Source organism: Nocardia arthritidis NBRC 100137, assembly GCF_001612765.1.
Classification (GTDB): Bacteria; Actinomycetota; Actinomycetes; order Mycobacteriales; family Mycobacteriaceae; genus Nocardia; species Nocardia arthritidis.
In genome coordinates, this window is record NZ_BDBB01000016.1 from 172,914 (window position 1) to 195,917 (window position 23,004).

Annotated in this window: 19 protein-coding genes; 12 read left to right on the top strand and 7 right to left on the bottom strand. The window is 70.0% G+C overall.

Features of this window, described 5'->3' with window-relative positions:
• The first annotated feature begins 32 nt into the window (after window positions 1–32).
• Window positions 33–596, top strand: coding sequence for an alpha/beta hydrolase (locus NA8_RS13615; protein WP_063050728.1), 564 nt, complete (start codon window positions 33–35; stop codon window positions 594–596).
• On the opposite strand, the gene NA8_RS13620 is transcribed toward NA8_RS13615, so the two are convergent.
• Entirely contained in the window at window positions 576–1,637 is a 1,062-nt protein-coding gene (locus NA8_RS13620) for an alpha/beta hydrolase (RefSeq protein WP_063050776.1), read from the bottom strand. The genes NA8_RS13615 and NA8_RS13620 overlap by 21 nt on opposite strands.
• A 299-nt stretch (window positions 1,638–1,936) precedes the next feature.
• Between NA8_RS13620 and mqo the strand changes: the two genes are divergently transcribed.
• From mqo to NA8_RS13650, 6 genes are all read left to right on the top strand, one after another.
• Window positions 1,937–3,451, top strand: coding sequence for a malate dehydrogenase (quinone) (gene mqo, locus NA8_RS13625; protein WP_063050729.1), 1,515 nt, complete (start codon window positions 1,937–1,939; stop codon window positions 3,449–3,451).
• A 19-nt stretch (window positions 3,452–3,470) separates the two neighbouring features.
• Window positions 3,471–3,920 (top strand): GNAT family N-acetyltransferase, encoded by a 450-nt coding sequence (locus tag NA8_RS13630; RefSeq protein WP_063050730.1) that lies wholly within the window; start codon window positions 3,471–3,473, stop codon window positions 3,918–3,920.
• A gap of 200 nt (window positions 3,921–4,120) precedes the next feature.
• Window positions 4,121–6,058, top strand: a complete 1,938-nt coding sequence (locus NA8_RS13635) for a magnesium chelatase subunit D family protein (RefSeq protein WP_063050731.1) — start codon at window positions 4,121–4,123, stop codon at window positions 6,056–6,058.
• A 172-nt stretch (window positions 6,059–6,230) separates the two neighbouring features.
• Window positions 6,231–6,845 carry a cob(I)yrinic acid a,c-diamide adenosyltransferase gene (cobO, locus tag NA8_RS13640; RefSeq protein ID WP_063050732.1) on the top strand — a complete coding sequence of 205 codons (615 nt, stop codon included), beginning with the start codon at window positions 6,231–6,233 and terminating at the stop codon, window positions 6,843–6,845.
• Between the two features lie 76 nt (window positions 6,846–6,921).
• Window positions 6,922–8,466: a cobyrinic acid a,c-diamide synthase CobB gene (locus NA8_RS13645; RefSeq protein WP_063050733.1), complete on the top strand. Its 1,545-nt coding sequence runs from the start codon at window positions 6,922–6,924 to the stop codon at window positions 8,464–8,466.
• Window positions 8,453–8,821 carry a cobalamin biosynthesis protein gene (locus NA8_RS13650; protein WP_063050734.1) on the top strand — a complete coding sequence of 123 codons (369 nt, stop codon included), beginning with the start codon at window positions 8,453–8,455 and terminating at the stop codon, window positions 8,819–8,821. Before NA8_RS13645 ends, NA8_RS13650 begins: the two co-directional genes overlap by 14 nt.
• A gap of 164 nt (window positions 8,822–8,985) precedes the next feature.
• On the opposite strand, the gene NA8_RS13655 is transcribed toward NA8_RS13650, so the two are convergent.
• Window positions 8,986–10,083: an Rv3169 family protein gene (locus tag NA8_RS13655; protein WP_063050777.1), complete on the bottom strand. Its 1,098-nt coding sequence runs from the start codon at window positions 10,081–10,083 to the stop codon at window positions 8,986–8,988.
• A 2-nt stretch (window positions 10,084–10,085) separates the two neighbouring features.
• Window positions 10,086–11,216, bottom strand: coding sequence for a phosphotransferase family protein (locus tag NA8_RS13660; RefSeq protein WP_063050735.1), 1,131 nt, complete (start codon window positions 11,214–11,216; stop codon window positions 10,086–10,088).
• Between the two features lie 238 nt (window positions 11,217–11,454).
• Here NA8_RS13660 and NA8_RS13665 point away from each other — a divergent pair, with 238 nt between their 5' ends.
• The gene (locus NA8_RS13665) at window positions 11,455–12,813 is read left to right on the top strand and encodes a DoxX family protein (protein WP_245663810.1); all 1,359 of its coding nucleotides are present in this window, start codon (window positions 11,455–11,457) and stop codon (window positions 12,811–12,813) included.
• Between the two features lie 100 nt (window positions 12,814–12,913).
• Complete coding sequence (locus NA8_RS13670) at window positions 12,914–14,254, top strand: DoxX family protein (protein WP_245663811.1); 1,341 nt, start codon at window positions 12,914–12,916, stop codon at window positions 14,252–14,254.
• Window positions 14,255–14,276: 22 nt separating this feature from the next.
• Here NA8_RS13670 and NA8_RS13675 read toward each other — a convergent pair whose 3' ends face one another.
• Window positions 14,277–14,720 (bottom strand): nucleoside deaminase, encoded by a 444-nt coding sequence (locus tag NA8_RS13675; RefSeq protein ID WP_040868230.1) that lies wholly within the window; start codon window positions 14,718–14,720, stop codon window positions 14,277–14,279.
• Between the two features lie 395 nt (window positions 14,721–15,115).
• Here NA8_RS13675 and cobA point away from each other — a divergent pair, with 395 nt between their 5' ends.
• Together cobA and NA8_RS13685 are read left to right on the top strand one after the other, a co-directional pair.
• Complete coding sequence (gene cobA, locus NA8_RS13680; protein ID WP_063050736.1) at window positions 15,116–16,390, top strand: uroporphyrinogen-III C-methyltransferase; 1,275 nt, start codon at window positions 15,116–15,118, stop codon at window positions 16,388–16,390.
• A 269-nt stretch (window positions 16,391–16,659) separates the two neighbouring features.
• Entirely contained in the window at window positions 16,660–18,120 is a 1,461-nt protein-coding gene (locus tag NA8_RS13685) for an MFS transporter (RefSeq protein ID WP_063050737.1), read from the top strand.
• A gap of 6 nt (window positions 18,121–18,126) precedes the next feature.
• Here NA8_RS13685 and NA8_RS13690 read toward each other — a convergent pair whose 3' ends face one another.
• The 3 genes from NA8_RS13690 to yaaA all read right to left on the bottom strand — a co-directional run bounded on the left by NA8_RS13690 (window position 18,127) and on the right by yaaA (window position 21,150).
• Window positions 18,127–18,540: a PPOX class F420-dependent oxidoreductase gene (locus NA8_RS13690; protein WP_084466773.1), complete on the bottom strand. Its 414-nt coding sequence runs from the start codon at window positions 18,538–18,540 to the stop codon at window positions 18,127–18,129.
• A gap of 73 nt (window positions 18,541–18,613) precedes the next feature.
• On the bottom strand, window positions 18,614–20,104 hold the full coding sequence (locus NA8_RS13695) for a CoA-acylating methylmalonate-semialdehyde dehydrogenase (RefSeq protein ID WP_063050739.1): 1,491 nt from the start codon (window positions 20,102–20,104) through the stop codon (window positions 18,614–18,616).
• 302 nt (window positions 20,105–20,406) lie between these two features.
• Complete coding sequence (gene yaaA, locus NA8_RS13700) at window positions 20,407–21,150, bottom strand: peroxide stress protein YaaA (RefSeq protein ID WP_063050740.1); 744 nt, start codon at window positions 21,148–21,150, stop codon at window positions 20,407–20,409.
• A 58-nt stretch (window positions 21,151–21,208) separates the two neighbouring features.
• Between yaaA and NA8_RS13705 the strand changes: the two genes are divergently transcribed.
• Complete coding sequence (locus tag NA8_RS13705; RefSeq protein ID WP_063050741.1) at window positions 21,209–22,966, top strand: proline--tRNA ligase; 1,758 nt, start codon at window positions 21,209–21,211, stop codon at window positions 22,964–22,966.
• Window positions 22,967–23,004 lie beyond the last annotated feature (38 nt).

Genomic DNA, 23,004 nt, shown 5'->3' on the forward strand with positions numbered 1-23,004 from the left:
GTAATGCCCTGATCCGTGTAGCGTGATTCGGCATGGAATCTCGGCAGATCGCGGTGGGTGACCGGGCGTGGACCGTGCGTATCGACGGGCCGGAGTCCCGGCACAGCGTGCTGCTGCTGCCCGACGCGGGTGATTCGGCGGATGTCTTCGATCAGGTGTGCGCCCGCCTGCACACTTCGGATCTGCGTACCTTCGCGCTGGAGTCGATCGAGGGCCTCGACGCGACCGCCTTGACCGCGATCCTGGACGAACTCGGCCTGCCGTGGGTGAACGTGGCCGGTTGCGGCGCGGGCGCGGTGCTGGCATGGCAGGCGTGCGCCCGTGGGTTCGGCCGCTTCCAGAGCCTGGTCGTGGCCGATCGCGGCCACCCTGCCACACCCGGGCCCGACGGAGCGGTGGCGGACGCGTCGACCGGTCCGGTCGAGGTGCCGACCACGCTGCTGGTCACCAAGAATCTGCCGCGCTCGGTGGCGGACGCGTCGGGACGGTTCGTCTACGGCGAGTTCCGGGTGGTCGAGGTCGACGTCACCGACGTGGCCACCGAAGCCGGCCACGAGCTGGCCACCGAGATCGTGCTACGCACCAGCCTCTGGTGACTTCGCGCCCTGGTAGTCCGCGAGCCATTCCAGCCAATTGTCGAGTTCGCGGAATGCCTGGGCCAGCGGTTCGGGGCCGGAGAGGAACACGTCGTGCTTGGCGCCGTCGATCGGCACCATGTTGGTGCGGTCGCCCAGGCAGCCTGACCAGCGCTGGATCTGCTTGACGTCGAGCACCGCGTCGGCCACGTCCACGGCGGGGCCGTACTCCTTGGCGAACTTGGTCATCCGGGAGCGCAGGATCAGCGAGGGCACGCCGATATCGAGGCCCTGGTGCAACCGCGCGTGGCCGTTGCGGATCGCGCGCAGCCAGCCGAGCCGCACCGGGAAGCCGTGCAGCGGTTTCCAGTCCAGGTTGTAGTCCCACTCGCCGGACGCCGAGCGGTGCAGGGAGTCGCCATAGGTGCTGATCTTGCCGCCGGGTAGCTGGACCATCCTCCGGAAGCGCCCGACCGCTTTGATGATCGGCGTCCCGACGGTCCGGTAGTACGCCGGCCCCTGCAGGTCGAACCACGGGCTGTTGAGCACCACGCCGGTGATCCCCGCGGCGGCCGTACCCTGCGCGCGGTTGAGCCGGTCCAGCCACAGCGACACGACCAGGCCGCCGGTGGAGTGGGCGTTGACAACCACGGCGGCGCCGGTCTCGGCCCGCACGATCCGCAGCGACTCCGCCAGCTCGCGGTCGTAGAAAGCGAGATCCGTCACATAGTGCGGGGTGTGTCCGTCACGCAGAGACCGGCCGCATTTACGCAGGTCGAGCGCGTAGAACTGGAATCCCCGCGCGGCGAAGTGCTCGGCGAGGTGTTCTTGGAAGAAGTAGTCGGTGAATCCGTGGACGTAGAGCACCGCGCCCGCGGTCTGCTCGACGGCGCCGGAGGGCACATAGCGCACCAGCGTGGCGACCACCTCGCCTTCGCCGTCGGGATCGGGGCCGAGGGGCAGCGTGCGCTGCTGGTAGTGCGGGCCCAGGACGTCGGGGCGCCAGCCTTCGCCCTCCGGAGAAGTGCTGACCGGCTCGGCAAGCGACTGTTCGTTCGTCACGCGACCAATGTATTGGACGGTGTCACGCGCCGACAGACCACGGCGGTCCATCGGCCGCCGAAGTGACGACGATCTCTGTCGCATTCCGCACATTCCGCAGGCTCGTTGCCGGACGGCGGCGTGGTGAGGTGCACAATTGGGCTTAGGTGAACGGCGGGTAACCTGACTCTCGCCATGCCGTTCGGGACCGGCGGACGCCGGAACCGAGCCACAACTACACCGTGCCCAGGCAGGTCCACCCGCCCGGTGGGCCCGCGCAGAAGGACAAGGAAGTCGATCTACCCGTGCCGAACGCTGCCATGACTGAAAAGACCGATGTAGTACTCATCGGTGCCGGCATCATGAGTGCCACTCTCGGCGCGCTGCTGCGGCAGCTGCAGCCGGAGTGGTCGATCTCCCTGTTCGAGCGGCTCGACGCCGCCGCGGCCGAGAGCAGCGATCCGTGGAACAACGCGGGTACCGGACACTCCGCCCTCTGCGAGCTGAACTACAGCCCGCAGCTACCCGACGGCTCGGTGGACATCACCAAGGCCGTCGACATCAACGAGCGGTTCCAGGTCTCCCGCCAGTTCTGGTCCTACGGCGTGGAGAACGGCATCCTGCGCGATCCGTCCGCCTTCATCAACCCGATCCCGCACGTCAGCTTTGTGCACGGCGCCGACAACGTGGAATACCTGCGCAAGCGGTACGAAGCGCTGGCGCCGCACCCGCTGTTCGAGGGCATGGAGTTCATCGACGGCCCCGACGAATTCACCCGGCGGTTGCCCTTGATGGCCCGCGGGCGGGACTTCTCCGACCCGATCGCGCTGAACTGGACCGACGGCGGCACCGATATCGACTTCGGCTCCCTCACCCAGGAACTGCTCGCCTACCTCGGCTCCTCCGGCGCGGACCTGGCCTTCGGGCACGAGGTGCGCGACCTGTCCAAGCAGTCCGACGGATCCTGGCTGGTCACCGTCCGCAACGTGCGCACGCGCGAGACGCGCACGCTGAACAGCAAATTCGTCTTCGTCGGCGCGGGCGGCGGCGCGCTGCCGCTGCTGCAGAAGGCAGGCATCAAAGAGGCGAGGGGATTCGGCGGGTTCCCGGTCAGCGGCCAGTTCTTCCGCTGCGTCAACCCGGCGCTGATCAACCAGCACGAGGCCAAGGTGTACGGCAAGGCGGCGGTCGGCGCTCCGCCGATGTCGGTGCCGCATCTGGACACCCGCGTGATCAAGGGCAAGCCGGGCCTGTTGTTCGGCCCGTACGCGGGGTGGACGCCGAAGTTCCTCAAGGACGGCAAGAACACCGACCTGTTCAAGTCGGTGCGGCCGAACAACATCTTCTCGCTGCTCGGCGTCGGCGTGACCGAACTCGGTCTGACCAAGTACCTGGTCAGCGAGCTGCTGAAGTCGGAGGCGGGCAAGGTCATCACGCTGTCGGAGTTCATTCCGCGCGCCGAGGCCAAGGACTGGGAGCTGATCACCGCGGGCCAGCGCGTGCAGGTCATCCGCCGTAAGGGCGCGGGCGGCGTGCTCGAGTTCGGCACCGCCGTGATCTCCGCGCAGGACGGCACTATCGCCGGCCTGCTCGGCGCGTCCCCGGGCGCCTCCACCTGCGTCACCGCCATGCTGGACGTCCTGCAGCGGTGCTTCCCGCAGGAGTACGCGGCGTGGACGCCGAAGCTGAAGGAGATGGTGCCCTCGCTGGGCATCAAGCTGTCGGAGGACCCGGCGTTGTTCCGCGAAGTGTGGGATTGGACCTCCAAGACGTTGAACCTCGTCGACGGCGGCGACAACACGCCGCGACGTGCAGGGGTCGCGGCGAACGCCTAGGTTGTGATAGCAAGGCGCGATGATGTCAACGGTTGCTCTCAAACGCTCCTGGGCGCAGGATCTCGATACCGCGACGCTCTACCAGCTGTTGAAACTTCGCGTCGAAGTGTTCGTCGTCGAGCAGAAGTGCGCGTACCCCGAACTGGACGGCAACGACCTCCTCCCGGAGACCCGGCACTTCTGGCTCGATGACGAGGGCGAGGTCATCGCCACACTGCGGCTGTGCGAGGAGCACCGCGACGGCGTGAAGAGTTTCCGTATCGGCAGGCTCTGCACAGCGGCGCCCGCCCGCGGGCACGGCTACACCACTCGACTGCTGCAGGCGGCGCTGGCCGAGGTCGGTTCGGCGACGGTTCGCCTGAGCGCCCAGAGTTACCTGATCGACCTGTACACCAAACACGGCTTCAAGGTCGATGGGCCGGAATTCGAAGAAGACGGCATCCCGCACGTGCCGATGCGCAGAGGTTGATGTTTTCCGGCGTCCGTGCCTCCTGCGCGGGACCCCTGCGCAGCCATGAGTGGATCGGCAGTGGGTGCGGTTCAGGGGGCGCGCGCATCGGTTCTGAATCGAAGGGCACTGTGGGGCCGGTGCGGCCGCGCGCTTAGAGTTGGGGCGTGTCCGTGTCCCATGCCGAAACAGTGCCGACGTCCGACCAGCGCAGCCGAACGATGCCGGGTTCGGACGGTGAAGCGGGATTTCCCTTCTCGGCGGTGGTCGGTCAGGAACGGCTGCAGCTGGCGCTGATCCTCTGCGCGGTGCATCCCGGCATCGGCGGCGTCCTGGTGCGCGGCGAGAAGGGCACCGCGAAGTCGACCGTGGTGCGCGCGCTGGCGCAGCTGCTGCCGCCCGTGGTGGACGAGACCGGCGCGCGGCCCGCCCGCTTGGTGGAGCTGCCGGTGGGCGCGACCGAGGACCGCGTAGTCGGCTCGCTGGACCTGGAGCGCGTGCTGCGCGACGGGGAGCAGGCGTTCCGCCCCGGCCTGCTGGCCGCCGCCCATCACGGCGTGCTGTACGTCGACGAGGTCAACCTGCTGCACGACCATCTGGTGGACGTGCTGCTCGACGCCGCGGCGATGGGGCGGGTGCACATCGAACGCGACGGCGTCTCGCACTCTCATCCGGCGCGTTTCGTGCTGGTCGGCACCATGAATCCGGAAGAGGGCGAACTGCGTCCCCAGTTGCTGGACCGGTTCGGCCTGACCGTGGACGTGGCCGCCTCCCGGGACGTGGACGTACGCATGGCGGTGGTGCGCCGCAGGCTGGACTACGAGGCCGACCCGGCCGGATTCGCCGCCCGGTACGCCGCGGCGGACCACGAGGTGGCCGAGCAGATCCTCGCCGCCCGCGACCGGCTGGGGCAGGTGGTGCTCGACGACGTGGAACTGCGCCGGATCGCCGCGCTGTGCGCCGCGTTCGACGTGGACGGGATGCGGGCCGATCTGGTCGTCGCGCGCACCGCTACCGCGCATGCCGCCTGGCGTGGTGCCGGCGCGGTGACCGAGGACGACGTGCGGGTGGCCGCCGAACTGGCGCTGCCGCACCGGCGCAGGCGCGATCCGTTCGACGAGCCCGGCATCAGCGAGCAACAGCTCGATGACGCCATGCGTGACGCGGCCGAGCAGGCGCGGCCGGAGGAGCAGACGTCCACGCCGAGCGGTCCGGACGGCGCGCCCCCGGATGCCGGGCAGCCGGACGACGATCCGGACGGTGGCCCGGACAACCCGTCGCCGCCCGAAGGTCCGGGGGGCGGGCAATCGCGTGAAGGGCGCAGTGGCGCACCGATTTCCGCCGGTTCGCGAACACCGCCGCGCTGGGAAGTGCCCGGCGTCGGTGAAGGCGCTCCGGGGCGGCGCTCCCGCGCGGAATCTCGGCACGGGCGGGTGGTGCGTCCGAGTGCAGACACGTCCTCGGGTCTGCATCTGCTCGGTACCGTCTTCGCGGCCGCGCCGCATCAGCGTTCCCGCGGCCGCGGGAACGGGCCGTTGCGGCTGGCCGCCGACGACCTCCGTGGCGCGTATCGAGAAGGGCGCGAAGGGAATCTGGTCGTCTTCGTGGTCGACGCCTCCGGGTCCATGGCCGCCCGCGACCGGCTGTCCGCCGTCACCGGCGCGGTTGTCACACTGCTGCGGGACGCTTATCAGCGCCGCGACAAAGTCGCCGTCGTCAGCGTGCGCGGCGCGGAGGCCGAACTCGTCCTGCCGCCCACTTCGTCGGTCGACATCGCGGTGCGCCGGCTGTCCGGAATGCGCACGGGCGGGAAGACCCCGCTGGCGGCGGGCCTGCTGAAGGCCAGGGAAATCGTGCTGCGCGAGCGTGTGCGCGATCCGCGCCGCAGGCCGATGCTGGTGCTGCTGACCGACGGTCGCGCGACGGGCGGGACCGACCCGGTTCCCCGCGCCCGCGCGGCGGCCCGCTTGCTCGCCAGGGACACGGTCACCTCGATCGTCGTCGACTGCGAACGCGGCATGATTCGGCTGGGCCTCGCCGTGGATCTGGCCCGCGACCTGCGCGGGGGCTACCTGAGGCTGGCCGAGCTGACCGGTGCGGCGGTCGCGGATGTCGTCCGCGCGAGTTCCGGGAACGGTAGTTCGGTGCGAGCGGCGTGAGCGCGACTTTCGAACCGTGTGTCCGGTGGAGGCCGCCCGGCCACTCCGTCGAAGACGGCCGGGAGACTCGGTGTGTCGGCGTCGTGTCCTGGGTGGCGGGCGATTCACGCGGCTCCCGGTCCGGACGCGGTGCACAGGTTCGGAGTGATCCGAGGACGAGCAAGGAGATTCGATGCCCAAGGGTATTCCGGAGACAGTTCCCGACGACGGGCTGACCACGCGGCAGCGGCGCAATCAGCCGGTGCTCGCGGTGCACACCGGGCCGGGCAAGGGGAAGTCGACGGCCGCGTTCGGGATGGCGCTGCGAGCGTGGAACCAAGGCTTCGACGTCGCGGTGTTCCAATTCGTGAAGAGCGCCAAGTGGAAGGTCGGGGAGGAAGCCGCCTTCCGCGCCCTCGGCACACTGCACGAGCAGACCGGCGCGGGCGCGCCGGTCGAGTGGCACAAGATGGGCGAGGGCTGGTCCTGGACCCGCAAACAGGGCACCGAGCAGGACCACGCCGCCGCCGCGCTGGCCGGCTGGCAGGAGATCGCCCGGCGCCTGCGGGCCGAACGGCACCGCTTCTACGTCCTGGACGAGTTCACCTACCCCCTGAAATGGGGCTGGGTCGACGTGGACGAGGTGGTCGACACCCTCAACGCCCGCCCCGGCAACCAGCACGTCGTCATCACCGGCCGCGACGCCCCCCAACCCCTCCTGGTCGCCGCCGACCTGGTCACCGAAATGACCAAACTCAAACACCCCATGGACGCAGGCCGCAAAGGCCAACGAGGCATCGAATGGTGATCCCCGCGAGCACATCACTGCGGCGAATCGCGAGAGGGCCGCACGATGGTGTGCCGCTCGCGGGGCGGGTGCGGCGATGAGAGCGGTGGTGGTGGCGGCGCCGGCGTCGGGGAGCGGGAAGACGACGGTGGCGACCGGGTTGGTGGGGGCGTTGCGGAATGTGGGGCATCGGGTGGCGCCGTTCAAGGTGGGGCCCGACTACATCGATCCGGGGTATCACGGGTTGGCGGCGGGGCGGCCGGGGAGAAATCTGGATCCTGTGCTGGTGGGGGTGCAGCGGGTCGTGCCGCTGTTCCGGCACGGGGCGCGGGAGTGCGATCTCGCGGTGGTCGAGGGCGTGATGGGGTTGTTCGACGGGCGGATCGATCACGAGCACGCCGGTCCGGTGGCGGAGGGGTCGACGGCACAGGTCGCGGCCTTGCTGGGGGCGCCGGTCGTGCTGGTGGTGGACGCGCGCGGACACAGCCAGAGCCTCGCGGCGCTGCTGCACGGATTCGCGACCTTCGACAGTGGCGTCCGGCTCGGCGGGGTGATCCTGAACCGGGTCGGCAGCGAACGGCACGATCAGGTGCTGCGCGCCGCCTGCGATCGAGTCGGGTTGCCGGTGCTCGGGTCGTTGCCGCGCCTGGCCGAACTCGAGGTCCCGTCCCGGCATCTCGGCCTGATCCCCGCTGTGGAACACGGGTCGGCCGCGACGGCGGCGGTGGCGGCGATGACGGATCTCGTCGCCGCGCACGTGGACCTGCACGCCATCGCGGCGCTCGCTCGCTCGTCGGTCACCGGACCCGCGTGGGATCCCGCCGCCGCCGTGCGCGGTCTGGAGGGAGAAGAGGAGGCGTCCACCGCGGCGTTTCCGGCTGGAACCAGCGACCCGGGGGCATCGACCTCTCTCGGCGGTGGTCGGGACTCGAGTGTCTCCATAGAGTCCGGCGGTGAATCGCCTGCCGGGGAAACCGCTCACAACGCGATCGCCGCCCGCTTCCCGGCCGATCGGGAGGGCCCGCTGATCGCCGTCGCCGGTGGCCCGGCATTCACCTTCGGCTACGCCGAGCATCGTGAGTTGCTGGTGGCCGCGGGGGCGCAAGTGGTGGTCTTCGATCCGCTGCACGACGAATTGCCCACCGGGGCAGCGGCATTGGTGCTGCCGGGAGGGTTTCCCGAGGAACACGCCCCAGAGCTGGCCGCCAACTCCGTCCTGTTGCGGTCGGTGGCCGACGCCGCTCGGCACGGGATGCCGGTGCACGCCGAATGCGCCGGGCTGCTTTATCTGACCCGATCGCTGGACGGCCACCCGATGGCGGGGGTGGTGGAGGCCGAGGCGGCGTTCGGGCCGCGTCTGACCCTCGGCTACCGCGACGGCGTCGCACTGGCCGACTCGCCGCTGTGGCGGGTCGGCGAACGGGTCAGGGGGCACGAGTTCCACCGCACCCGTCTGGTGTCGGCGCCGCCGAATCCGGCGTGGGGCTGGCGCGGCAGCGCGGGAGAGGCCGTCCGGGAGGGGGCGCTGAGCGGCAATGTGCACGCGTCGTACCTCCACACCCATCCGGCGGGAAACCCTGCGGCGGTGCGGCGATTCGTCACCGCGGCAATGCGATTCGCGAGTTCCCGTGTCATCGGCTGACGTCGTCGTCGGCATCGGACTACGGCCGGGCACCTCGGCGGGCGCGATCCGCGCCGCACTGCGCGAGGGCGTGGATGGCTACCGGATAGCGTGCCTGGCCACCATCACACAGCGCTTCGCCGAACCCGGATTGCGCGCCGTCGCCGCGGAGTTCCAGGTGCCACTGCGGTCCTACTCCGCCGCGGAACTGGCGAACGTCGCCGTCCCCAACCCGGGGAGCCGCACGCAGGCGGCCGTCGGCACGGCGAGCGTCGCGGAAGCGGCGGCGCTGCTCGCCGCCGGGGGCGGGCCGCTGGTGATACCGAAGCGCGTCGTTCAGGGCGTGGTGCTCGCGGCAGCGCAGATCGAGCGGTAGAACCATCGATCGAACGCGGGCTCGGCCACGCGCGCTGCCGCTGTCCGAGAGAATCGCGGTGCCGCAATGCGCCGTCGCCGGAGCTCGTCTGCGCCTTGCGTGCGGGCACGCGTCTCTTTCGGGAACTGGTCACGGACACCGGTGTCGGCGGTGCGGCGCTGGGTTCAGGGTGCGACCGAGCCCCAGTCGGCGAAGCCGGTGGGGTCGTGGCGGCCGATGCTGGCGTGTTCGAACAGTCCCCATCCTTCGGCGTCGCCACAGCGGGCACGCGCGACGTGGTCGGTCACCCCGTAGGGGGTGCGCGCGACGATCGCCGGATCGGTGAGGTCGTAGCGGCTGGAGGAGGACCAGTCGCGACCTTTCCACTGGCCGTGCTGCCAGTCGGGATCGCCGCCGTAGCCGCAGCCGACGTGCAGCGGGACGCCGCTGCCCGGCGTGATCTCGATCTCCAGGGGTTTGCCGTCCGGCGTGGTCAGCTCCAATCGCGCGCCGACGGGATGCCTTGTGCCGGAGCGATAGTCGATCGATATCCGGGGCCAGCCGAGTTGTTCGGTGCGCCCGTCCGGCCAGATCCGGGTCGCGTCGTTGAGCGTGCGCCTGCCGTCCGGCTCCTCCTGCACGATGATCACGACGGCGAAATCCTCGAACCGCAGCGGCACGTACAGCCACCAGAACCCGCCCGAGGGCTCGGTGGCCGCGCGGCCGGGCGGCTCGGTCTCCCCGACCGGGCGGATGCCCCACGAGCGGTCTCTGGTCCCGGTCCACACCGCCGGGTCGACGGTGATGTCGTCGCCGTCCACGCGCAGCGTCCCCGCCCACGAGCCGACCTGCGCGAACCGGGACGCGTCGATGATGGGCCGGTTGCCCGCGAGAATCAGGTGCGGTTGTTCCTGGACCGCGGGAAAGGCGCCGGTCCAGGTGAGGTCGAAGCTCAGGTCGTCGTGTTCGCAGACCACCCGCAGGCGCCGCAGCGGCTCCAGCACCTCGATGCGGTAGCCGCCGACGCGCTGGTCGAGGCCCAGGTCGCCGAGCGCGTCGGAGAAGCGCACCGCGCGCACCGCGTCGCCACGGCGGACGGCGGCGTAGGCGTCGGTCACCCCGAGGTTGGGATACACGCCGAAACCGGTGATCAGAAACGTGCCGCCGTCGCGGTCGTGGGCGTTGAAGTAGCTGCGGTCGTAGAAGTTCCGATCGCTGGAGGCCACCCGGGCCAGCGACAGCGGGGTCTGATGAATCGGGTACTCGTCCAAAGGCACAGGCATGGTCAGTCCCATTCGTAGGTTCCGTCGAGCAGCGCTTCCAGGCTTGCCCGGTGCATGACGTAGTCGTCGCGATCCGGCGTGTCGGTGTCCTCGCCGAAGTGGATCATCCTGCGCTTCACCCGCGCCATGACGATCGCGTGCCGCAACGCGGCGTAGACGATGTAGAAGTCGAGATCGCGCACCGAGTGACCGGTCAGCTCCTCGTATTTCGACACCACGTCGTCGCGGCGCAGGAAATCGGGCAGCCCGGGCTGGCCGAACCGGGTGGCCAGATCCTGGAAGAACCGATGGATGAAGATCAGCCAGCCCAGATCCAGCTCGCGCGGCGCCAGCGCGGCCATCTCCCAGTCCAGCACCGCCACCGGGTCGAAATCGCGGTAGATGATGTTGCCCGGGCGGGCGTCGCCCCAGCTGAGCACATCCGGGCCGGGGTCGGCGGGCCAGTGCTCGTCCAGCCACGCGAAACTCCGCTCGATCAGCGGGATCTCGAAGCCGTCGTCCGCGAGCGCCCACCGATACCACGAGCGCTGGGCGGCGACGTGCCTGCGCAGCGCCTCGCCCGGCCCGCTCAGCATCGGGAACAGCGCCGCGGGATCGGGGATGCCGTGGATCTTGGCGATGACCTCGACGGTGTTGTGCGTGAGCCGCAGACGTTCGGCCGGGCCGGCGTCGAACAGCCAGCCGACGAACACGTACGGCGGGTTGTCCGTCGGCACCCGTCCGTCGACGCGGCGCATGACGAAGAACGGTGCGCCGAGCGGCTTCTCGTCGTTCTCCAACCAGCACAGGCCGGGCACCGGCACGTCGGTGGCCGCGGCCACGCCCGCCATCACCTGATACTGGGTGGCCAGGTCGTAGGTTTCGAAGACCGGGAACGACCCGGCCTCCGGCGCCATCCGCGCGACGAACGATCCGCGCTCGGGCCGACCGGCGGCGCTCCACTCGGCGTCGAACAGGATCGACGTGCTGGACATGCCGCCGGACTGTGGACGGGACAATTCGGAGATTCGCGGCAGATCGTCCGCGGCGACCTTCGTGTGCAGCCAGCGCGCCAAGTCGCCGGCGAGTGCGCCGAGGTCGCGTTCGCTGACGGTCAGCTGCTGTCGCTGCGCCGGGTCCGGATCGTCGGTCATCATCGTCCTCCTGACACGTGCGGCCCGGATGCACCGCCCGCGGTGCGCCGGGATACGCGACTGTAACGCGTTCTAGTTGTCGGCGGGCCGGAACCGGAGACGAACCCGGCTCCGCGCGGTGGGGCAGGCACGTAGGCCGGAAGAGGTACACCGAAATCGGGGGTTTTCCCGGAGGTCATCCCATGACCTGGTCGGATACGTTCGGCAAGCCAGAGTGTCGACCAGTGAGGGGAGCGGTGTGCGTACCGTCGAAACGGATGTCGTCGAGCCGAGCAGTGGCCGGGCGCGGGCCGGTGACGAACGGCGGCCCTGGAGCCTGTGGGCCCGGATCGCGTTCCGCTTCGCCTTCGCCTATTTCGGTCTGTTCTGCGTGCTGTTCGCTCAGATCCTGTTCGTGTTCACCGGCATCCTGAGCAAGTGGCTGCCGGAGAGCGCCGTCATCTGGCAGATGCGCGCGACCAGCCCGTTCGTCGGCTGGGTCGGCGACCACGTCTTCGGCGTGGACGCCACCTTGCACGAGGATTCCGGCAGTGGCGACCAGGCGGCCATCTGGCTGCTGATCTTCTGCGTACTCGTCGCGGCGGCGCTGATCACGCTCGTCTGGTCGATCCTGGATAGGCACCGCCGGGACTACGTCACACTGCGCGCCTGGTTCGTGCTGTTCATCCGGTTGTGTCTGGGCGGCCAGCTGCTCTTCTACGGTCTGGCCAAGGCGATTCCGTCACAGATGCCCGCGCCGTCGCTCACCGCCCTGCTGCAACCGTACGGAACGATGAGCCCGGCATCGGTGCTCTGGAACCAGGTCGGCGCCGCGCCCGCATACGAGATCCTGCTCGGCGCGGCGGAAGTGCTCGGCGGGCTGCTGCTGTTCGCGCCGCGCACCGCGACGGCGGGCGCGCTGCTCGGCCTGGTGAGCATGGCGCAGGTGTTCGTGCTGAACATGACCTACGACGTGCCGGTGAAGATCCTCTCGTTCCACTTGCTGCTGCTGTCGCTGGTCGTGCTCGCGCCGCAGGCCGGGCGGTTGGCGAATGTGCTCGTGCTCGAACGCCCGTCCGAACCGGCCACGCAGCCCACGCTGTTCGCTTCTCGTCGCGCGAACCGGGTCGCGGCGGCGCTGCAATTGGCTCTGGGAGTGTGGGTGCTGATCGGTGGGGCGCACATCGGCTGGCAAACCTGGCGAGAGGCGGGCGACGGCGCGCCGAAACCTCCGCTCTACGGCATCTGGACCGTCGACGAGTTCAGCAGGGACGGGCATCCGGTGCCGCCGCTGATCACCGACGAGGGCCGCTGGCGCCGGCTGATCGTCGACCGTCGGGGTACGACGGTGCAGAAGATGGACGACTCGTTCCTGCCCGTCGTGGCCGTGGTCGACGAGGCCGCGCACACCATCACGCTGTCCGAGGCTCCGCCGGACACACCGCCGAACCGTTTGGGCGCCTTCACCTTCACTCAGCCCACCTCGGACGCATTGCGGCTCACCGGTGAGTTGAACGGAACGCCGGTGACGCTCTCGCTCGACCGGATGGACCCGGACTCCTTCCCGCTGCGCAGCCGGGGCTTCCACTTCGTCCAGGAATACCCGTACTTCCGCTGACCCGGGATCCGGCGGCAGCGGGTGATCCAGCCGAAACGCGCTACGGCCGCGGCGGTTTTCGATACCTTCGGTCTGCATCGACCGAACTGGAGGGACCGCCGTGACCGAAGCGATCCTCGATCGGACAGACGCCGCGGACGCGGTGGGTTCCGATACCACGCCCTGGCGCGGGGCAGCCCGGGTGGCGTTCCGTTTCGGTTTCCTGTACTTCGGACTGTTCTGCCTGGTGTATCCGTCGGTCGTCCCCGAGTTCCTCGGACTGGCGCGCGAGCGGCTGCCGGACTGGGTGAACTCGGGCGCCGCCCGTGCCCTGCGCCCGGTGGTCGAGGGGACCGGAACGGCGGTGTTCGGTACGTCCGTGGCGGCCAACACGGCTTCGATCAGTGGCGACCAGGCCTACTTCTGGGTGCTGGTGTTCGTCGTCCTCGTCGTCGCGGTGGTCGGCACATCGGTCTGGAGCGTGCTGGATCGGAACCGGCCGCACTACCGCGCCGTGCTGCCCTGGTTCCTGTTGTTCGTGCGCCTGTGCCTGGCCGGGCAGATGATCGCCTACGGCTTGGCGAAGGCCATTCCGACGCAGATGCCGCCGACACCGCTGAGCCGGTTGCTCGAGCCCTACGGGAATTTCAGTCCGATGGCGGTGCTCTGGAACCACATCGGGGTGTCGCCGCAATACGAAATCCTGCTCGGCTGCGCGGAACTGCTCGGCGGCGTGCTGCTGTTCGTGCCGCGCACGGCGCTGGTGGGCGCGATGCTGAGCCTGGTGTGCACGACACAGGTGTTCGTGCTGGACATGACCTACGACGTACCCGCGAAGATCCTGTCGTTCCACCTGCTGCTGCTGTGCCTGGTGCTGCTCGCTCCGGAGGCCGGGCGTCTGGCGAACGTGCTCGTGCTGAACCGCCCGGCCGGACCGTCGAGCACCCCGCCGCTGCTGCGCACGCCGCGAGCCGAGCGGATCGCGGCGGCGGCGCAGATCGCGCTCGGGGTGTGGTTGCTGTTCTCGAACGCCTACACGGGCTGGGAAAGGTGGACCGAGCAGGGTGCGGGGCGACCGGAACCGCCGCTGTACGGCATCTGGGCGGTCACCGAATTCAGCGTCGACGGCACACCGCTTCCGCCACTGACCACCGACGAACGGCGCTGGCAGCGCCTGGTCTTCGACCGGGACGGGGCCACCGTGCAGCGGATGGACGGCCAGTTGGTCCCGGTGCTCGCGGTGGTCGATCCGGCGGCGCGCACCCTGGTCGTGGTCGCGCCGCCGCGAACGGAACCCTTGGGCAGTTTCGGCTTCGATCGGCCCGAGCCCGGACGGCTGACCTTGACGGGCACCCTTGCCGGGCAGCCGGTCTCGGTGGCGCTGAACTCGGTTCCGCTCGACGAGTTCCCGTTGCGCAGCCGTGGATTCCATTGGGTGCAGGAGCATCCGTACTTCCGCTGAGCCACCCGGCGGATGGCACGGTTCATGCCTCGAGATCGTCGGCGACTCCGATGTCCTCGTGCCACAGCGCGGGATGTTCGGCGATGAACCGGGTCATCAGATCGACGCAGCGCCGGTCTTCCAGGACGGTGACGGCGACGCCGTGCCCGGCCAGCCACTCGTGCCCGCCGGAGAAGGTCCGCGATTCCCCGACCACCACCGAACCGATGCCGAACTGGCGGATCAGGCCGCTGCAATACCAGCACGGCGAGAGCGTGGTGACCATGACGGTGTCGCGATAGTCGCGCCGCCGTCCCGCCGCGCGGAAGGCGTCGGTCTCGGCGTGCATGCTGGGGTCGCCGGACTGCACGCGGCGGTTGTGCCCGCGCCCGAGCAGCGTGCCGTCCGCGTCGAAGAGGGCGGCGCCGATGGGGATCCCCCCTTCGGCGAGCCCGCGCAGCGCCTCGTCGTAGGCCACGTCGAGCAGTCGTGCCGGTGTCAGCCGTTGCATCGGGCCGCCTTTCCGAGTGACGCCTTTCCGAGTGTGACGCTTTCCCGGCAACCTACCGTCGCCGCCTGTCGAATCGCTTGTTACCGCTGGTCACAGTGTCGTGGCTGGGTAGCCGTCCGGACCGGCACGGTGTCGACCGACCCGGTCTGGTGACCGCTCGCGGCAGGTCACCGAAGGCTGGTCCTCGACGGCCGTCCTGTCCGCCGCACGCGCGGGCTGATCGACCCGCTCACCACTGGTCATTCGCACTGCCGAGGGCTCAGCCGGCGTCGCCCCACCGGGGGGCGGCCGCTCGGCCCGCGGGAATGTGTGCGGGCGGGCGTGCCGGGCGATTGCCGGTGCCGGACGGTCACGCCGTAGGCTCGAAACTTGTGCCGAACACGTCAGACGCAACGCAAGACCAGCCCACCGGCGACCCGAACTACCTGGTCGGGCTCGATCTGCACGGACGGCGTGTCGTCGTGGTCGGCGGCGGGTCGGTGGCGCAGCGCAGACTGGGACTGCTGATCGCCAGCGGCGCGGACGTCCACGTGGTGAGTCGTGCGGTGACGCCCGCGGTCGAGGGAATGGCCACCTCCGGGCAGATCACCGTCACGCTGCGCGAATACGCCGACGGCGACCTCGACGGCGCCTGGTACGCGATCGCGTGCACCGACGAGCCCGAGACCAACGCGGCGGTGGTCGCCGAGGCGACCCGGCGGCGGATCTTCTGCGTCCGCGCCGACACCGCACGGCTGGGCACCGCGGTCACCCCGGCCACCGCGCGCTACGACGGACTGACCCTCGGCGTGCTGGCGAGCGGGCAGCACCGTCGGTCGGCGGCCGTGCGCAACGCGTTGCTGGAGGCCCTGCAATCCGGTGTGGTGAGCGACGACTCGACGCCGATCGCGCCCGGTGTCGCTTTGGTGGGCGGGGGGCCCGGCGATCCCGACCTGATCACCGTGCGCGGGCGGCGGCTGCTGGCCAGGGCGGATCTGGTCGTCGCCGACCGGCTCGCGCCGCCGGAACTGCTCGCCGAACTCGGGCCCGAGGTCGAGGTGGTCGACGCCGCCAAGATCCCGTACGGACGGGCGATGGCGCAGGAAGCGATCAACAACGCGCTGATCGAAGGCGCGAAAGCGGGCAAGTTCGTGGTGCGGCTCAAGGGCGGCGACCCGTACGTGTTCGGGCGCGGCTACGAGGAGGTGGAGGCCTGTGTGGCCGCCGGGGTTCCGGTCACGGTGGTGCCGGGTGTCACCAGTCCCATCTCGGTGCCCGCCGCGGCGGGCATCCCGGTCACCCATCGCGGCGTCACCCACGAGTTCGTGGTGGTGAGCGGGCACGTCGGGCCGGATCACCCGGATTCGCTGGTGGACTGGCCCGCCCTGGCCCGGCTGCGCGGCACCTTGGTGCTGATGATGGCGGTGGAGCGGATCGAGCAGTTCGCCACCGCGCTGCTGGAGGGCGGGCGCCCGGCAGGCACACCCGCCACCGTCATCCAGGAGGGCACGCTGCGCACCCAGCGGGTGCTGCGCGCCGATCTCGGCACGGTGGCCGCCCGGGTGCGTGCCGAAGGCATCCGCCCGCCCGCGATCGTGGTGATAGGCCCGACCGCCGGATTCTCCGCCGACTCGATCGTCCCGCATGCCGACTCCGCGGCCGGATGACGCTCGTGGACACCGCGGCGATTCGAACCGATTCGCGCGGTGACGGCGGCGGCCCGGTTGCCCGGGACGGCTCCTCGTCCTGAGCGGGAATGAGCACCGGCGATGGCCCATCACCTCGACCCGAAACCGCTGGTGGTTCGCGACGACGCCCACCCGCGGGATCGCCGGGGCCGGTGCTCGTCGCGGGCCCGGCCGGATCGGTGGGCGGACGAAGCGGGGCCGCGCATCAATTACAGTGACTCACTGTGCTTCGGAACCCCGCTGCGACGATGCAGTATCCAGTGACGCAGCGGGCCTTCGGGCTCGCGATCCTTGTCCTGAGCGGATTGCAGCTCATGGTCGTGCTCGACGGCACGGTGGTGATCTTCGCGCTGCCGCGGCTGCAAGAGGAGATGGGGTTGTCCAGCGCGGGTAGCGCGTGGACGGTGACCTCCTACGGGCTCACCTTCGCGGGCCTGATGCTGCTCGGCGGCCGGCTCGGCGACGCTTTCGGCCGCAAGCGGATGCTGGTCGTCGGTGTAGCGGTGTTCACGCTGGCCTCGCTGTTGTGCGGGCTCGCGCAGAACCAGGCGATGCTGCTCGCGGCGCGGGCCATCCAGGGGGCGGGCGCCGCGATCGCGGCGCCGACCGCGTTCGCGCTCGTGGCGACGACCTTCGCACCCGGCAAGGCGCGCAACCAGGCGATCGCGATCCTCGGCTCGATGGTCGGCATCGGCTCCGTCGGCGGGCTCGTGGTGGGCGGCGCGCTCACCCAGCTGTCCTGGCGGTGGATCTTCCTGATCAACGTCCCGATCGGCGCGCTGATCATCCTCGGCGCGGCCTACAAACTGGCCGACACCGAACACCACCGCTCGGCCCTGGACCTCCCGGGCGCGGTGCTCGGCACCATCGCCTGCGCGGCGATCGTGTTCGGCGCGACCGAGGGGCCGGAGATCGGCTGGGGGCACCCGGCGATCATCGGTTCGCTCATCGCGGGCGTGGTGCTGCTGATCGTCTTCATCGCGCTGGAACGCCGGGTGGACGACCCGCTGCTGCCCTGGTCGCTGTTCGACAGCCGCGACCGCGTGGCCACCTTCCTGCTCATCTTCCTCGCCGGTGGGGTGCTGGGCGCGATGACCTTCTTCGTCGCCCAGTTCATGCAGAACGTCATCGGATACGGTCCGCTCAAGGCGGGTGTGGCGGCCATACCGTTCACCGTCGGCATCGGCGTCGGCGGCGCGGTGGCCTCCAAGGCGGCGCTGTATATCGCGCCGCGCTGGCTGCTCGCGGGCTCAGCGGTGGTGCTCGGCGTCGGCCTGCTGTTCGGTTCGACCCTCGACGGCGAGGTGATGTACTTCGCGACGCTGCTGCCCCTGCTGGTGGTGATCGGCTTCGGCGTCGGCATCGCCATGGTGCTCTCACCGCTGTGTGTGCTGGTCGGTGTGCCGCCGGCGAATATCGGCCCGCTGGCCGCGGTCGGGCAGATGTTCATGAACCTCGCCACGCCCGTGGCCATCGGCCTGCTCACCCCGATCGCCGCCTCCCGCACGCTGTCGCTCGGCGGCCGCACCGAGAAGGTGGCCGGGATGACGCCCGCGGAGATCGCCGCGCTGGGCGACGGCTACACCCTGGTGCTGTTCGTCTGCGCCCTGATCGCGTTCGCGGCCGGACTGGTCGCCCTGACATTGCGCTTCACTCCGCAGCAACTGGCCATGGCCCAGCACGCCCAGGAAGAAGCACAGCAGGTGTGAGAGCTGTCAGAACCTGCCGACGACTCGTCTGGGCGAGACGCGCACGATGACGCGCGGTCCGTCGTTGACCGAGGCCGGGTTGAAATCCGCGTACTTCTGTCCGGTGTACTTCGCCGAGAGTTCGTCGGGCAGTGTCTTGTCCGGGTCCGGGGTGATCGTCGCGGTGCCCCGGATCTCCGCGTAGACGTACGGGTTGTCCGGCGGGTTGATCAGCACGGTGATGCGCGGGTCGCGGGCGAGGTTCTTGCCCTGCTGACGGTCGGTCGTGGTGGAGAACAGCAGATCGTCGCCGTCGCGCTTCAGCCAGATCACGGTCAGGTGCGGTTGCCCGTTGGCCCCGATCGTGGCCGCGGTTGCGAACACCTTCTCTTCGTCCAGGTACTTCTTGAGGGCATCGGAAAGCTCTGCGGTGGAGGTCACGTTCTGAGCGAACAACGCGGCCCGGCGCGACATTCCCGCCGGTTTACTTCGCCGCGTACTCGGTGAACGCCGCCTATTTGTTCTGTGGGAAACCGAGATTCAGTCCGCCGTGGCTGGGATCGAGCCAGCGGGTGGTGACCGCCTTGGTGCGGGTGAAGAACCGCACGCCGTCGGCGCCGTGCGCGTGCGCGTCACCGAACAGCGAGTTCTTCCAGCCGCCGAAGCTGTAGTACGACATGGGGACCGGGATCGGTACGTTGATGCCGACCATCCCGACCTCGACTTCGTTGTGGAAGCGGCGGGCGGCGCCGCCGTCGTTGGTGAACAGGGCGGTGCCGTTGCCGTAGGGATTGGCGTTGACCAGTGCCAGCGCGTCGTCGTAGCTGCCGACGCGCACCACCGACAGCACGGGGCCGAAGATCTCGTCGGTGTAGACGCTCATGTCGATGGCGACATGGTCGAGAATCGTCGGCCCGAGCCAGAAGCCCTCGGCCGCGCCATCGGCTTCGACGCCCCGGCCGTCGAGAACCACGGTGGCCCCGGCGGATTCGCCCGCGGCGATGTACCCGGCGACTCGATCGCGGTGCGCCCGGGTGACCAGCGGACCCATGTCGGCGCCCCGGGTGCCGTCGCCGGTCCGGATGGTCCCGGCCCGCTCGGCGATCTTGCCGACCAGCTCGTCGGCCGCTCCGCCCACCGCGACCACCACGCTGATCGCCATGCACCGCTCGCCCGCCGAGCCGAACCCGGCGTTCACCGCGGCGTCGGCGGCCAGGTCCAGGTCCGCGTCCGGAAGCACCACCATGTGGTTCTTCGCGCCGCCGAGCGCCTGCACCCGCTTGCCCGCGGCGGTGCCGCGCTGGTAGACGTACCGGGCGATCGGCGTCGAGCCGACGAAAGAGACCGCCTTGACACCCGGGTTGTCGAGCAATTCGTCGACCGCGACCTTGTCGCCCTGCAGCACCGTGAAAACGCCCGCAGGCAGTTCGGCTTCGGCCCACAGCCGCGCCAGCCACAGCGACGCGGACGGATCCTTCTCGCTCGGTTTGAGTACCACCGTGTTGCCCGCGGCGATGGCGAGCGGGAAGAACCACATCGGCACCATCGCGGGGAAGTTGAACGGCGAGATGATCGCGACCGGGCCGAGCGGTTGGCGGACGGAGAAGATGTCGATCTCGGTCGAGGCGTTCTCGGTGTAGCCGCCCTGGAGCAGATGCGGTATGCCGCAGGCGAACTCGACGACTTCCAGGCCGCGGCTCACCTCGCCGATCGCGTCGGCGAGCACCTTGCCGTGTTCGGCGGTGATCAGCCGGGCCAGCTCCTGTTTGCGCTCGTTCAGCAGCTCACGGAAGCGGAACAGGATCTGGGTGCGCCGGGTCAGCGAGGTGTCCCGCCACGCGGGGAACGCCGTCGCGGCGGAGTCGATCGCCGCGCGGGTGTCGGCGACACCGGCGAGCGCGACCTGCCCGGTCACCGCGCCGGTCGCCGGGTTGGTCACCGGAGCCGTCGACTCGCTGGTGCCCGCGAATGCTTTGCCGTCGAGCCAGTGCGCGATGGTCTGCATGTCTCCTCGATTCGCTCGGTGAGCATCGGCTGTGCCGCGGGTCCCACCGCTTACGGTCGTGACATCGCAAGAACGCCGCCTGGCCACCACTGTCCGGCATACACCCTTCCTGGTGTTCCGGCGATCGGTGCGGAATTCGGCACACCGGCTGCCGATCCGTGATCCGACGGTGGTTGCGGGCCAGGGGTGATCCCCGTCGTACTTGTTCCGGACACCCACCGCTCGACGCCGCTACGAGACGGCGGCACGGGCCGACATCGAGGCCGAGCTCGCCGCGCTCACCACCGAACGGCCGAACGAAGTCAGGTGATGATCAGAAGCTCGGTGGGCGAGGCTATCTCGGCGCGCAGCCCGGCCTTTGCCGCCACTCGCGCGACGCCGCGGACGTCGGCGGGTTCGGCCCTGGTGAGCACCAGGGCGCGGGCGAGCAGGCCCTTGTGGTGCTTGTTGAAATGACTCACCACCGTGCGCGATCCGTCCGGGTGCTCGGTGAGCACGTTGGCGGTGATCGCGCCGGGCACCCGGCCCAGCTGCTGGTAGGTGCCCGAGCGCAGGTCGACGACCAGCTCGCCTGCGGCTTCGGTGCGCAGCGCGGTGGCCAGTTCGTCGCGCCAGACGGCCGAGAGGGTCGGCAGTCCGGGCAGTTTGGCGCCACCGGAGAGCCGGTAGGCGGGGATCGGGTCGCAGGCGCGGACCGCGCCGAACAGGGCGGAGCCGATGCCGAGCCGAGCATACGCCTTGGCCCGCTGCGCCTTGGTGAACGAGCGGGCGTCGAGGCCGTCGTAGAGGACGCCGGTGTAGCGCTCCAGCGCGGGACGGGTGGGCGAGGTGCGCAGCGCGGCGTTGCGCGCGATCTCGCCGTCGGCGCCCTTGCCGAGCCCCAGGACGGCCCGGGAGCGTTCGGGGTCGGCCGCCAAACGCACCACTTCCTCGATCAGCCGTGCGCGGACCGCCGTGAGCTGCGGCATCGCCAGCGATTCCAGGGTGAGCGGCGCCCCGGCGCCGCCATCGGACTTGGTTTCGGAAGGAGGCAGCAGCACCAGCACGAACGAATACGGTAATGCGCTGGGAACAGCGTCCGGCCAGCGACTACCCTGTGCTTCCGTGATCACCCGCCTCTCCCGCCTGTTCCTGCGAACCCTCCGCGACGATCCCGCCGACGCCGAGGTGCCGAGCCACAAACTCTTGGTCCGTGCCGGCTACGTGCGCCGCGTCGCCCCGGGTGTCTACTCGTGGCTGCCGCTGGGCCTGCGCGTGCTGCGCAAGGTCGAGGACGTGGTGCGCGCGGAGATGGACGCGATCGGCGGTCAGGAGATCTCGCTACCCGCGCTGCTGCCGCGCGAACCGTACGAGACCACCAACCGGTGGACCGAGTACGGCGACGGCCTGTTCCGGCTGCGCGACCGCAAGGGCGCGGACTACCTGCTCGGCCCCACCCACGAGGAGCTCTTCGCGCTCACCGTGAAGGGCGAGTACAGCTCCTACAAGGACCTGCCGGTCACGCTGTACCAGATCCAGACCAAGTACCGCGACGAGGAGCGTCCCCGCGCGGGCATCCTGCGCGGGCGCGAGTTCGTGATGAAGGACTCCTACTCGTTCGACCTGGACGAGGACGGCCTCAAGGCCAGCTACGACGCGCACCGCCAGGCCTACCAGCGCATCTTCGACCGGCTGCGGGTCAAGTACGTCATCGTGGCCGCCACCTCGGGCGCGATGGGCGGCAGCGCGTCGGAGGAGTTCCTGGCCGACAGCCCGGTCGGCGAGGACACCTACGTGCGCTGCCCGGAATCCGGCTACGCGGCCAATGTGGAGGCGGTGGTCACGCCCGCTCCCGAACCGCTGCCGATCGAAGGCCGACCGGAGGCCGTGGTGCACGACACCCCGGACACTCCGACCATCGCGACGCTGGTGGACTGGGCCAACGGCGCCGGAATCGCGGAGCGCTACGGTCGCCCGGTCACCGCGGCCGACACGTTGAAGAACGTCATGGTCAAGCTGCGTCACCCGGACGGGAAGACCGAAATTCTCGGCATCGGCATTCCCGGTGACCGTGAGGTCGACGACAAGCGCCTCGGCGCCTCGGTGGAACCGGCCGAGGTCGAGCTGCTCACCGAAGCCGACTTCGCCGAGAATCCGTTCCTGGTCAAGGGCTACATCGGCCCGAAGGCATTGCAGGCCAACGGCGTTCGCTACCTCGTCGATCCGCGTGTCGGCACCGGCACCAGCTGGATCACCGGCGCCGACGAACCGGGTAAGCACGTCGTCGGCTTGGTCGCGGGCCGCGACTTCACGCCCGACGGCACCATCGAGGCCGCCGAGGTCCGCGACGGCGACCCCTCGCCCGACGGCCGGGGCACGCTGGTGGCGGCCCGCGGCATCGAGATCGGTCACATCTTCCAGCTCGGCAACAAGTACACCGACGCGTTCGAGGTGGACGTGCTCGGCGAGAACGGCAAGCCGGTGCGGCTGACCATGGGCTCCTACGGCGTCGGCGTCTCCCGCATGGTGGCGGTGATCGCCGAGCAGCAGCACGACGACAAGGGGCTGCGCTGGCCCGCCGCTGTCGCGCCCTACGATGTGCACGTCGTCATCGCCAACAAGGACGACGCCGCTCGCGCGGGCGCCGAAGAGGTGGTATCCGGCCTGCACGCTCAGGGCCTGGACGTGCTCTTCGACGACCGCACCGCCTCGCCGGGAGTGAAGTTCAAGGACGCCGAACTGCTCGGCATGCCGCTGGTGCTGGTGATCGGCCGCGGCTGGGCCGAGGGCAAGGTCGAACTGCGCGACCGCTTCAGCGGCGAGACCGAGGAACTGCCCGCCGCGTCCGCGGTGGACGCGGTGGTGGCGCGGGTCCGCGGCTGACCGACGTGAACGGCCCCCGGCGGGATCCGCCGGAGGCG

What these genes read in the sequence shown, in the direction of transcription:
- NA8_RS13615 (WP_063050728.1), top strand. Translation starts at nt 33, where the DNA reads ATGGAATCTCGGCAGATCGCGGTGGGTGACCGGGCGTGGACCGTGCGT.
- mqo (WP_063050729.1), top strand. Translation starts at nt 1,937, where the DNA reads ATGACTGAAAAGACCGATGTAGTACTCATCGGTGCCGGCATCATGAGT.
- NA8_RS13630 (WP_063050730.1), top strand. Translation starts at nt 3,471, where the DNA reads ATGATGTCAACGGTTGCTCTCAAACGCTCCTGGGCGCAGGATCTCGAT.
- NA8_RS13635 (WP_063050731.1), top strand. Translation starts at nt 4,121, where the DNA reads ATGCCGGGTTCGGACGGTGAAGCGGGATTTCCCTTCTCGGCGGTGGTC.
- cobO (WP_063050732.1), top strand. Translation starts at nt 6,231, where the DNA reads ATGCCCAAGGGTATTCCGGAGACAGTTCCCGACGACGGGCTGACCACG.
- NA8_RS13645 (WP_063050733.1), top strand. Translation starts at nt 6,922, where the DNA reads ATGAGAGCGGTGGTGGTGGCGGCGCCGGCGTCGGGGAGCGGGAAGACG.
- NA8_RS13655 (WP_063050777.1), bottom strand. Translation starts at nt 10,083, where the DNA reads ATGCCTGTGCCTTTGGACGAGTACCCGATTCATCAGACCCCGCTGTCG.
- NA8_RS13660 (WP_063050735.1), bottom strand. Translation starts at nt 11,216, where the DNA reads ATGACCGACGATCCGGACCCGGCGCAGCGACAGCAGCTGACCGTCAGC.
- NA8_RS13685 (WP_063050737.1), top strand. Translation starts at nt 16,660, where the DNA reads ATGCAGTATCCAGTGACGCAGCGGGCCTTCGGGCTCGCGATCCTTGTC.
- NA8_RS13695 (WP_063050739.1), bottom strand. Translation starts at nt 20,104, where the DNA reads ATGCAGACCATCGCGCACTGGCTCGACGGCAAAGCATTCGCGGGCACC.